The organism is Marinomonas sp. BSi20584 (genome assembly GCF_002792415.1).
GTDB lineage: Bacteria > Pseudomonadota > Gammaproteobacteria > Pseudomonadales > Marinomonadaceae > Marinomonas > Marinomonas polaris.
Map to the genome: position 1 here is coordinate 81,095 of NZ_KZ454872.1, position 11,748 is coordinate 92,842.

9 protein-coding genes are annotated in these 11,748 nt (G+C 40.0%); 1 reads left to right on the top strand and 8 read right to left on the bottom strand.

The genetic code is table 11. The annotated features are described in order from the left end of the window. Positions 1 to 17 precede the first annotated feature (17 nt). From TY87_RS05400 to TY87_RS05435, 8 genes are all read right to left on the bottom strand, one after another. Complete coding sequence (locus TY87_RS05400; RefSeq protein WP_100186282.1) at positions 18 to 938, bottom strand: GGDEF domain-containing response regulator; 921 nt, start codon at positions 936 to 938, stop codon at positions 18 to 20. Between the two features lies 1 nt (position 939). After that, positions 940 to 3,678 carry a response regulator gene (locus tag TY87_RS05405; RefSeq protein WP_100186283.1) on the bottom strand — a complete coding sequence of 913 codons (2,739 nt, stop codon included), beginning with the start codon at positions 3,676 to 3,678 and terminating at the stop codon, positions 940 to 942. Between the two features lie 54 nt (positions 3,679 to 3,732). Further along, positions 3,733 to 5,016 carry an S-methyl thiohydantoin desulfurase family protein gene (locus TY87_RS05410; RefSeq protein WP_100186284.1) on the bottom strand — a complete coding sequence of 428 codons (1,284 nt, stop codon included), beginning with the start codon at positions 5,014 to 5,016 and terminating at the stop codon, positions 3,733 to 3,735. A gap of 413 nt (positions 5,017 to 5,429) precedes the next feature. Next, positions 5,430 to 5,645 (bottom strand): hypothetical protein, encoded by a 216-nt coding sequence (locus TY87_RS22435; protein WP_157789870.1) that lies wholly within the window; start codon positions 5,643 to 5,645, stop codon positions 5,430 to 5,432. A gap of 238 nt (positions 5,646 to 5,883) precedes the next feature. Next, a complete protein-coding gene (locus tag TY87_RS22890) occupies positions 5,884 to 7,185 on the bottom strand; it encodes a methyl-accepting chemotaxis protein (protein WP_100186285.1) in 1,302 nt (433 codons plus the stop codon). A 317-nt stretch (positions 7,186 to 7,502) separates the two neighbouring features. Continuing rightward, a complete protein-coding gene (locus TY87_RS22895; RefSeq protein ID WP_100186286.1) occupies positions 7,503 to 8,801 on the bottom strand; it encodes a methyl-accepting chemotaxis protein in 1,299 nt (432 codons plus the stop codon). 114 nt (positions 8,802 to 8,915) lie between these two features. Next, on the bottom strand, positions 8,916 to 9,524 hold the full coding sequence (locus TY87_RS05430; protein ID WP_100186287.1) for a DNA-3-methyladenine glycosylase I: 609 nt from the start codon (positions 9,522 to 9,524) through the stop codon (positions 8,916 to 8,918). After that, positions 9,511 to 10,440: a LysR family transcriptional regulator gene (locus TY87_RS05435; RefSeq protein WP_100186288.1), complete on the bottom strand. Its 930-nt coding sequence runs from the start codon at positions 10,438 to 10,440 to the stop codon at positions 9,511 to 9,513. Before TY87_RS05435 ends, TY87_RS05430 begins: the two co-directional genes overlap by 14 nt. A gap of 200 nt (positions 10,441 to 10,640) precedes the next feature. Here TY87_RS05435 and TY87_RS05440 point away from each other — a divergent pair, with 200 nt between their 5' ends. Next, entirely contained in the window at positions 10,641 to 11,672 is a 1,032-nt protein-coding gene (locus TY87_RS05440) for an amino acid ABC transporter substrate-binding protein (protein WP_100186289.1), read from the top strand. Positions 11,673 to 11,748: the final 76 nt, after the last annotated feature.

The window sequence follows — 11,748 nt, forward strand, 5'->3', positions numbered from 1 at the left end:
TTTACTTATAAAAGTGATTAGGCTATATCGCTGGTTGTAACGTTTTTCCATTTGACTTGGTTTTTTCCTTCATATTTCGCAAGGTATAAAGCTTCATCTGCGGCAGCGAATAAAGACTCAAATTTAAAGCCATCGTTAGGAATGATAGAAGAGACTCCAGCACTAATAGTGACAACATTGTCGTTTTCTTTTTTACAGGTAATGGCCATTTCTTGAACTTCACTAATGCATTTATTAAGACGTTGCAAAGCTTCTTTTTTTGAAGTTCTGGGCATGATTGCCACAAATTCTTCTCCACCATATCGTGCTACTAGATTGCTATTATGTTTAAAGTTATTAGCTAGAATAGCCGCTACTTTTTGTAAAACTTTATCGCCTGCAGCATGTCCATAAAAGTCGTTATATTGTTTAAAATTATCAATGTCGATAACGGCTAAGGATAAAGTTTCATTAATTTCTTCCATTAATTTCCATTCAGACCGGATTGTTTCTTCATACTTCCGACGATTTGCTAAAGAGGTTAATGGGTCTATGGTACTTAAGCGTTCAAGTATACGGTGTTGATTTATTAATTTAAGGTGCAAGGCTACTCTAGCTTTTATGATTGAAGCGTGTATTGGTTTTTGAATATAATCACTTGCTCCAAGTAAGAGCCCTTTTTCTTCATTTTTTATGTCATCTAAGGCCGTTATAAAGATGACAGGAATATCACATGTCCGTGAATCTTGGCTCAGCTTTTCCATGGTCTCGAAGCCATCCATATCAGGCATCATAACGTCGAGTAAAATTAGGTCTGGTGAAAGCTCTAACGCTTTACGGACACCTTGTTCTCCGCTTTTTGCCATTATAATGTCGACTTCGCTACGTAAGATATCACTGATGATCTGTAAGTTTATGATTTCATCATCGATAATAAGGACACTAAATGAATTGGGCATTCTAGCTACCTGGTAATTTTACTAAAAGTTGACGAACAAGCTTTGCCGCCTGCTCATACTCAATATCGGTAATATTTTGTATTATTTGAGTAATATCCTCACTATATTGAGTGTTCATGGATTTATGATGTAATGCATGAAAATAATTTTCTACTTTAAAGTCACTTTGCTCCAGCAATGGCAGTACCTTTCTAAGCGTGCTTTTAAGATTGATTCTTGAATCAATATCCTTGTACTCAATTTGATCAAAGACAAGATTTAGCGCTGTCAAAAGGATCGATAGTTTGCTGATCACAGCATCTAACAGTGAACCATCAACATACTCATTTTTTAGTAATTTTCGTTCAATGACTACGCAATCTTTAAATATATCTTGAGCGCCAATGTAAGCCGCATTTGATTTCAAAGAGTGTATGTCGTTTAGTAAGTTGCGATTGTCTAAGGTTAAAAATCGAGTATTAGGGTCTTCTAAAAGCGATGTATATTGCGTCCAGAAAGATCTCACTATTTTTAGGTAAATTGATGTGTCATTTTTTAGAGAATCAATAGCTTTTCCAGCTTCTAGACTACTTATCTTGAAAAGCATAGATAATTTATCGTTTAAAGCTGGTTTTACGGGCAATAGCTCAGCGTCAGCCTTTCTATTTTTTTTATTACTTATTAAGTAGTTACTCAGTGTTTTATAAAGTAAGTCAGATGGAATAGGTTTAGGGATATGATTATTCATTCCCGCAGAGAGGCTTTTCTCTTTGTCTTCTGGAGAAGTGTGAGCTGTCATGGCAATAATCGGAAGTTCATAACCAAGATCCATGCCACGAATGATAGCTGATGCGGTTAATCCATCCATAACCGGCATTTGGATATCCATAAGGATAAGGTCATACTGAGTACCTTTTATCTTATCAATGGCGATTTTTCCGTTTTCAGCGCAATCTACTTGAACCCCAGTGCTTTTTAAGTACCCCAATGCTACTTGCTGATTAATTAGATTATCTTCAACAAGTAAAATATGAAAATCCGATAGCTGAGGTATCGGAGCTATTTTTTTATTCGATATTGCTATTTTCTCAATATTAAAAAACTGATTTATTGCATCGAATAGTGTTGATTTACCAATAGGCTTCTCTATAAACTGCCGAATAATACCTGTGTCCAAGTGAGGCTGGATATGATGCTTTTCATAGGCTGATATCATCAAGATAGGCGGCGCTAATTCTTTGAATAAATTTTTTATCTTTTTTGAAGTTTCTATTCCGTCTATACCTGGCATTTGCCAATCCATGAAAACTACATCGAATGCAACGCCGGATTGATCTGATTGGTGAATAGCATCGATGGCTTCCCAGCCGCTCCCCACACACGTGCTTTCTATACCAAAGCTGGCTAATAGTTTGGCTAGAATGTCTCTAGATAACGGATGATCATCCACTACTAGAGCTTTAAGCATATTTGCAGAGTCGATTGCTGCATTTTTTGGCTGCAGAGTGGGGACTTTTAAAGGCAATAAGACGGTGAAGGTTGAACCTTTGCCAACATCACTTTCGACTTTGATTTCCCCATTCATTAATTCACATAACTGACGAGTTATTGTTAATCCTAATCCAGTTCCACCATAGACGCGTGTGACACTATTGTCTGCCTGTGTGAAGGGGCAAAATAGCTGTTCGAGTTGAGTGGATGAGATACCTATACCTGAGTCAGTGACCTCGCACTGCAGCAAAATATTCTCACCATCTAACTTATTGCAACGTAATCGAATAACAATGCTCCCGCTTTCTGTGAACTTAATCGCGTTGCTCACTAAGTTGACCAATATCTGTTGAATACGGAGCGGGTCCCCTAATAAGTATTCAGGAATGTCATCAGCGATGTCTGTTACTAACTCGAGCTTTTTCGCATAGGCTCCAAATACATTCATATTGACTGTGGTTCGAATTAATTTCTCCGTTGAAAAACGCACTGACTCAGCGGTTAATTTACCTGCTTCTATTTTGGAAAAGTCCAAGACATTGTTGACTAAACTGAGCAAAATATCGCCGGAGTCTCGTATCTTTTGTAGGTAGTCTTGCTGTTCTTTATGATTGGGGGAAGTATTGAGAGCTAGGTCACTTAGGCCGATAACCGCGTTAATAGGCGTACGGATTTCGTGACTCATTCTCGCGACAAATGATGACTTCGCTTCTAGCGCCTCTTCCAGCTCCGCTTTAGCGAGTTCCAGTGCGGCTGTTCGTTCCCTGACTTTTGCATCAAGGTTGTCATTGATTTGTTTCAGCCCAACATTGTATTCCTTCAGCTTTTCTCCTGCTTCAACGGCCATTTTTTCGGCGGTTTTGATTTTGGTCGTTTCATGGCTGATACCGCAAATAAAGGCAGGATTGTCTTGCTCATCAAATATAGGCACTAACAAGGTGTTGTAGAATAAATCCTTTCCATCATTTACGGTATATTGCTCTATTGAAATAGGCTTTCTACTGGTGATGGCTTCCCGATAAGTACTGTAAAAACCTTCGACAATCTCTTCAGGAAACATATCGCGAATGCGGTTGCGATGATAAATTTTGTTTGGCTCAATCCCCATCGCAATCCGAGAAGCTGAATTGTTATCATAAAGAGAAAATTCGCCATTCTCTTCGACAGCAACGATAAACATGAGATCGTCAGAATGACTCCATAACTGAAAAAGACATTCTTTAATCATAAAGTCATGTTCTTCTTGATCAAAAAGCTCATTAAATTTCATGACACCTCCATGTTAATAATAAAAATTTGACGATTATCGGTTGAGTTTGGCGCGTTAGATGTCTTCTTTCGTTAGCAGCTTGTCTAAAGACTCATATGATCCGTAGTAGCCAAATTGCTTTGCCAGAGCAGAAAAGACTTCTTGGTTTTCATTTTTGAGTGTTTCTGGGGCCGGTAAACTAAATAAATACACTTCTTGCCCCTCTACGACGTCTTCTACTGAAAGGCCATGCCATCCTGAAAGTGATGTATCAGCCTCTTCTTTCTCTATGCCACTGAGTGAGCTTAAACCAGCCAGAATATCATCTTTAATCGTCTCGTCTAATTTACCTAGCATGCAAATTGAATCAGGACAGATAGTCAGAGGATGATCTTTATCTTTGTCCCAAATGAGTAAGTTTTCATTTTGGTTAATGACAATTAGCTCTCTTACTCGGCCGCTAACCGTTTGAGTAAAAGATAATTTATTAAAATCAAACCCACCCTGAGAAACACTGTCTTTGCTTTTAAGAATAAAAGGTGAGTTGGTCTCAGATAAAGAGTATAGGGATATATTTAGTGTGTTTAAAAACACAGCAAGGTCATGGATAATGTTCTTATCATCGACTTTGAATTTATTCAGTTGTTCTCCAATGCTCTGCGCCATTGAGATTGTATTTGATACAAGTGCTGACTTTGCTTGATTGCCATTCATGATCCAGCCTGAAATAGCACCTACACCGTCAAAACTGCCTTCAGACGATAAAATAGGCCTAACCATATTTTCAACGATACTGGCTTGAGCTTTCTTCTTCGTTGCTTCACCTAGGTCCCCGTCACTAATTTGGGGCAAGTTTAAAACGATATCACCTTCAACAAGTACCTCTCCATGGGGGGCATTTAGTACGACAAATGGCGTGATGTTTATTTTGGAGCTATAGCTCAAGCAGGATAAGGTCGGTACTGAACGTCCCGCACCATCAGCATCAATAACAAGAGCTGGATCTAGCGTTTTTGCTGCCGCTAGCATAGCGACAAAAATATTTGATCCAGTTTCAACAGAAATGGTGAAATTGATTCTCTTTGATTTGTTTAGGTCTTGCATGACCTCAACCGCTCTTTTTTCTGCGCCTTGTAAGCCTATTTTTTCAAAGCTTTCAGGAGACCCCATTGCACCAACTACCACACCAAAATCACTGTGTTTCATCGAACCGGGTGAGCACAGTGTAATAGATTTTTTCGTTTCTACTATTTGGTTAACAAACGAGTAGGCCGTTTTAATCGAACCACCGCCGCCACTTGCTAATAATGTTGAACCATTGACGATATTGAAAAGTGCTTCTGTTGTTAAGATAGTCATTAGGTTAAGTCCTTTTAAATCGACTGATATTGATGAGTAATTGATATTTTCTTTATATCAATTTGAAAATGCATAATTATGACGAACCGATACTAAACTTATACATTAAATATATTCTTGTATGCCATAGCTCCCTTGGCGCCGTCTTATGCTTTAAGGTTATTTTTTGTATTCGGCCCAGAGGGAATGTAAAGTAAATAGAGTGTTGGCTCTATGCGTGATGTCGGAAGCAAGCATGGGCAAGGCAGCAAATTATGGTAGATAGGGCACTGCATTATTGAGCATAAGACAGTTTTTTAAAGTGATCTTAATCAAGAAGGACGTAAACAGATATGGTTGAAAAAAATGACCTCTTGTAAGGCGGTCCATATGCAAGAAAAAGAGTAATTAGGAAGTTGCCATTGCGGTAATGTTCAATTCAAAATTGTCACCGAAAGAACGTCTTGATGGTTAAAGTGCATGAGAGCAAGTTCCAACTCATCAAGGGTGAGGACAGTCTTACGGAATATCAATTCCATACTAAAACCGCGCGCCATTTCTTCTGTAAAAGCTGCGATATTTATCCTTTCCACCGCAAACGCGTCTGACTTTTTCGGCATCAATGTTTGTTGCTTAGAAGACTTCAGCACCGAAGGTATTCCGGTGCGAGCAACGATTGGCGCGGGGATGGCGTGATAGGTTTAATTTTCTCCAACCCCTCAAACTTCCCTTGCATTCAGCAGCATACCTTGTGGGCTGGTGTTGAATAACAAGACCCGATTCAAATCGACCGACATCGAGATATGCTCTTGGCGTGCTCACCGTATACAAGCTACCGTTGTACAGCATTAGACCTTTTTAATTCTTCACGCTTTAGTTAAAGGTCGATCAATCCTTCATTTTGTCGACCATTTCGACGAATCTCGCGACACCAGATGAAATCTCAGTAAGGCCTCGTGATACTTCGTTGATACTTTCTTTGCCATGAAGAGCAATGCCTGTTACCGAGCGTAACATGTCATCCATTTCATTAATTAGGTTGTGATTCTTTTCTACAACCGAGCCAATTTCTGCTGTCGCTGTGGCGGTATTGCTGGCAAGTTTGCGAACTTCATCGGCTACCACTGAGAAACCACGACCTGCATCGCCTGCGCGTGCGGCTTCTATTGCGGCATTAAGTGCGAGCAAGTTAGTTTGATCGGCAATAGAACGAATGGTCACAACGATGTCTGAAATGCTTTTGGATTGTGATTTAAGTAAATCACCTATTTCTGCTGCGTCTTTTACTTTGTCTGCAATTTCATTGGAGGTTTGAACGGATGTATTTAGAATTTCGACCGCATTCGCTGACACTTGGTTGGTTTGTTCGGACGTCGCGGCGGCAAGTTCTACAGCATTTAACGCATTGTTAACGCGTTCTGTGATGTCGGATGCAAACTTGATGACCTTATAGACACGGCCTTTCTCGTCAAAGATGGGATTATAGGTCGCCTCTAGCCAAATGACCTTTCCATCACCATCAAAACGCTGAAAACGGCCTGAAAAATACTTTCCGTGAGTTAAATCGGACCAGAAATTAGGATGTTCTTTGTAAAATTTTTCATTGCAAAACATTTTATGATGTTTACCAACAATGTCTTGTAGATCGTATTTCATTGCTCTTAAAAAATTACTGTTGGCGTGCAGTATTTTACCTGAAGGGTCAAATTCTATGGCGGCTAGAGAAAGGTCTAGAGCATTGAGTATCGCATTTTTACTTTCTAATGATTCTTCAACCTCCGTTATATCACTGGCTATTTTTAGTATTTTAATAACGTTTCCATTGTCATCTGATACAGGAAAATAGTTTGCCGCTAAATAGACTGATTGTTTATTTTTCTTGAATCGCAAGAAAGTGCCGCTGAAGCTTTTTCCTGACTTAAGACCATCCCAAAAAAATTTATAATCGGACGATTTTGTATATTCAGTGTCGCAAAATATTCTGTGATGTTTACCGATCACTTCTTCTAAGTTGTATCCGACTACTTCTAAAAAATTATCGTTGGCATCTAAAATGATACCATCAGTAGAAAAACTAATATTTGCAGTGATTTTTTTAATAGCATCTAGTTCATTTTTACGCTGTGAATTTAAAATGGCTTCTTGTTTGTATTTTTGTTCTATATCTTTTTTTTGTGAAGTGAAAAGCATGGTATGCCTCCATACTAAACGAACATTCTTATTTTTCTAACTAAATTCTAGAATGTTAACGCAAGTAAATTTTTAAGTAAGGTTCAAATCATTTTTTTGAACCGCATGATCAGTCACGATTTATAAATATGATTCTTTCGTTGTATGCTTTTAGTACTAATCCAAAGAATAAAGACGAAATATTAATGGAGTATTAAGACTACCGCTTAAAAATGTTAGTTAACGTTATGAACTGTAATGGAAGAATAAAAACTGAAAGTGTCATTTACATTATGTTTCTGAATTTATATTTTTTGTATTTTAAGAATGGCTTTTGTCTAATCTTTCATTTTGTCTACCATTTCGACGAATCTCGCGACGCCAGATGAGATTTCAGTAAGACCTCGAGCCACTTCGTTAATACTTTCTTTGCCATGAAGTGCTGTGCCTGTCACTGAGTTCAGCATTTCATCCATTTCATTGATCAGGTTGTGATTCTTTTCTACAACTGAGGCAATTTCTGCTGTCGCTGTGGCGGTATTGCTGGCAAGTTTGCGAACTTCATCGGCTACCACTGAGAAACCACGACCTGCATCGCCTGCGCGTGCGGCTTCTATTGCGGCATTAAGTGCGAGCAAGTTAGTTTGATCGGCAATAGAGCGAATGGTGACAACGATGTCTGAAATACTTTTAGATTGGATTTTCAGTAAACCACCTATATCGGCAGCGCTTTTTACCTTTTCAGCAATATCATTGGACGTTTGTACTGATGCATTCAGAATGCCGACGGCATTAGATGATACTTGGCTGGTTTGTTCCGAGGTGGCTGCGGCCAGTTCAATCGCGTTCATCGCATTATTAACACGTTCTGAAATGTCAGAGGCGAATTTAATGACTTTATAGACTCGGCCCTTTTCATCAAAGATGGGGTTATAAGTGGCTTCTAGCCAAATAACTTTGCCATTACCATCAAAACGCTGAAAACGTCCTGAAGAATGTTGCCCATGCGCTAAATTAGACCAAAAGCTTGGGTTATCTCGGTAGAATTTTTCATCGCAAAACATTTTATGATGTTTGCCAACAATGTCTTGTAGATCGTATTTCATTGCTCTTAAAAAATTACTGTTGGCGTGAAGTATGTTGCCTTCAGGATCAAATTCAATAACAGCGAGCGAGCGGTCTAACGCCGTTAATACGGCATTTTTGTTTGCCAGTGATTCCTGCATCTCGGTGATGTCGTTGGCGATTTTAAGAATCTTTGTGACCTTGCCACTTTCATCGGAGACAGGAAAGTAGCTGGCTTCTAGGTGAATAGGTTGCTTGTTTTGCTTAAAGCGTAGAAAGGTACCGTGGAAAGATTTGCCTGCTTTGAGGTCATCCCAAAATGCTTTGTATTCAGCTGACTTTGTGTATTCTGCATCACAAAATATACGATGATGTTTACCGACGATTTGCTCTAGTGTGTAGCCCACCGCTTCTAAGAAAATCGGATTGGCATCTAAGACAATGCCGTCTACATCAAAGCTGATACAGGCGGTATTTTGCTTAATGGCGCTTAACTCATCGTGACACTGTTTTAGTTTTTGGTTTTCTGGGTTCGAAGTCGATGGCTTGTCTTTTCTTTTGCTAAAAATCATCTAGGCTTATCCTTAAACTATCGCAGAAGGGGAGCTGCCTCATTGGCAATAAATAAACATTAGATGAATTATGGTTGATGAAATTAAAAAACGCCTCATTAAATAACTGTTTTTTTAACCTACTTTATTCCGTTGCGGCCTAACAAACCCCTTCCTCGCTTTATCAATTTCCTCCCGCAGAAAACAGTCTTCCGCATGGTCGTTGATGAGTCCCATGGATTGCATAAAAGCATACATTGTCGTTGGGCCGACGAATTGCCAGCCACGTTTTTTGAGCTCTTTGGAAAGGGCGATAGATTCAGCGCAAGTGGTTTGGGTTTCTGGTGGAGGAAGGGTGTTTTCGTCGGGTTCGTAGCGCCAAATGAAGGCGGCTAATGAACCTTCTTTTTCGACCATTTCTAAAGCGCGTTTGGCGTTGTTAATCACCGCGAGGATTTTGCGCTTGTTACGCACTATACCCTCGTTGTTGAGTAATTCTGCTATTTCTTTCTCACCAAATAATGCCACTTTATGAAAATCGAATTGCTGGAAAGCGAGGCGAAAGTTTTCTCTCTTAGTCAAAATAGTTCGCCAGCTCAAGCCTGATTGAAAGGTCTCTAAACAGAGTTTTTCAAACAAACGCTGGTCGTCATCAACCGGAAAGCCCCATTCGTTATCATGGTATTCAGGAAAGTCAGGTGCGGAACTGGCCCACGCGCAGCGGGTTTTATCATCGGGAAGCATGCTTTGTGTCCGGTGGAAGCTGAGTTTGTATCTCTAATTTACGTATCAATGCGTCGTAAAAATCTTTGGCGAGGCCTGATAACGGACTCAAGTTAGAGGTCAGTACTTCAAGGGGCTCAACAATGCTGGGATAGAAGGGTTTTAGCACGACGTTGGGCAATTGAAAGACTTTGTCAAAGTAGCGGAAGTTCAGTATGTCGACCAAGGTGGCGCCCATTCCCAAGTTAACAAAGGAAAGGCCATGAATGGTCGTATGGACTTCTAGGGTTCGATTCAATGGCAATCCCATTTCAGCATAAATGCGTTTTAATGCTTTTGTAGTAGCGTTTTCTGAATCCAGAGTAATCCAGCTAAGATCCAATAAATCATTAGGGTGAATAACGTCTAGCTGGGCAGCTGGGTGATCTTTTGGTACCGCGCAATAACAAGGTAAGTCGAAGGCGACTGAGTCGTGCTTTGAGGAACTTTGGGCTTTATCAACCAAGCCGATTTGATATTGTCCTGATGCGATACCTTGTCGAATGGCCGAGCAGCCGGAGAGGTGTAAACTCACATCTACGCCAGGGTTTGCTTTCATATACTCGGCAATGAGTTCAGGTAAAAATTGATAGGACGGACCGAAAATGGTGGCGATGCGTAATCTGCCTGTTTTGCTGTTTTTTGCTCGTTTTATGCTGTCTTCTAGATGGTTTACGCCTTGCAAGATGCCATAGACCTCTTCGTGCAAGTAGAGCGCTTCATCTGTCGGAATGAGCTTGCCGTTGTTACGCACAAACAATTTATAGCCAATTTCATCTTCAAAATTCGCTAGCATTTTACTGGCCGCTGGTTGGCTGACATAGCTCCGCTCTGCGGCTCTAGTGATGCTGCCAGTAACAAAGACCTCGTGAAATATACGCAATTTATTGATGTTCATCGGCATAACCTAAAGTTATTAGACTATTAAAAATATTCAGTGTGATTATAGAAAATCTTCACATAAGATCCTAACTGTTAGTTGTTTGATCTGCATCAAAAGATTTAATAAAACGATGGGATCGCGGACTCGATTCATAATAAAAATGAGTTCGAATAAAAAGAAATTACAAAATCAACAGCATATGAAAGGAACGAACAATGAAGAAATTTTCTCTAGCGTTAGCAGCAACCACCACGCTTCTAGCGGCAAACAGTTATGCAGCCGATGTCACTTCTACCCTAGATGCGGTAAAAGAACGTGGTTATGTAAACTGTGTAATTGGTAACTCTTTTCCAGGTTTTTACAGCTTAAACAAGGCTGGCGAATGGCAGGGCATGGACATTGATATGTGTCGTGGCGTGGCTTCCGCGGTTTTTGGTGATGCCTCTAAAGTAAAATTCCTGCCGGTACAGTGGGCGCAAAGCTTCACTTCTATTAAGAGTGGTAAAGGTGACATTTTATCAAAAGGCATGACGTGGACACTTTCCCGTGATTCAGCACAGGGCTTAGATTTCCTTGATACGTATTTTTATGACGGCCAAGGTTTCATGGTGCGTAAAGATTTGGGCGTGAAATCTGTAAAAGAGCTAAATGGTGCAACGGTTTGTGTATTGACCGGAACTTCTAGCGAATTGAACATCGCGGATTACAGCCGTGCGAATAATTTAGATATTAAAACCGTCGTATTTGACGACTCTTCCGTCCGTAACACTGCCTTTTTTAACAACAATTGTGACGCATTAACCAATGATAAATCGGGTTTAGCAGCGCAACGTTCTGCAGCACCGAATCCAAATGATTACGTTATTTTGCCTGAAACTATTTCCAAAGAAGCCTTATCGTTTGCAGTGAAACAAAACGACAGCGAATGGGCGAACGTTGTGAAATGGAGCTTTGCTGCCATGGTTGCAGCAGAAGAATTTGGTGTGAACTCACAAAACGTTGAGAAAATGCGCGCAGAAAGTCAAAGCCCAGTGATTCGCCGCTTACTTGGTGTTGAAGGCGATCTGAATACAGGTCTAGGACTTCCTCAGGATTGGGCATATCAAGTTATTAAAAATGTTGGTAACTACGGTGAAGTGTACGAACGTAACGTAGGAACTGATAGTGTTTTGGGTTTAGATCGTGAAGGTACATTGAATGAATTGTGGACTAAGGGCGGGTTGATGTACGCAAAATCATTCCGTTAATACACGATTATTGTGATCGAAACATCGTGTAAAGGTCTCTATATATGAATAGATAGGTCTCTTGGCCTATCTATTG

Coding starts and splice junctions, on each gene's coding strand:
- TY87_RS22895 (WP_100186286.1), bottom strand. CDS start 8,801: ATGATTTTTAGCAAAAGAAAAGACAAGCCATCGACTTCGAACCCAGAA.
- TY87_RS05440 (WP_100186289.1), top strand. CDS start 10,641: ATGAAGAAATTTTCTCTAGCGTTAGCAGCAACCACCACGCTTCTAGCG.
- TY87_RS05400 (WP_100186282.1), bottom strand. CDS start 938: ATGCCCAATTCATTTAGTGTCCTTATTATCGATGATGAAATCATAAAC.
- TY87_RS05410 (WP_100186284.1), bottom strand. CDS start 5,016: ATGACTATCTTAACAACAGAAGCACTTTTCAATATCGTCAATGGTTCA.
- TY87_RS05405 (WP_100186283.1), bottom strand. CDS start 3,678: ATGAAATTTAATGAGCTTTTTGATCAAGAAGAACATGACTTTATGATT.
- TY87_RS22890 (WP_100186285.1), bottom strand. CDS start 7,185: ATGCTTTTCACTTCACAAAAAAAAGATATAGAACAAAAATACAAACAA.
- TY87_RS05435 (WP_100186288.1), bottom strand. CDS start 10,440: ATGAACATCAATAAATTGCGTATATTTCACGAGGTCTTTGTTACTGGC.
- TY87_RS05430 (WP_100186287.1), bottom strand. CDS start 9,524: ATGCTTCCCGATGATAAAACCCGCTGCGCGTGGGCCAGTTCCGCACCT.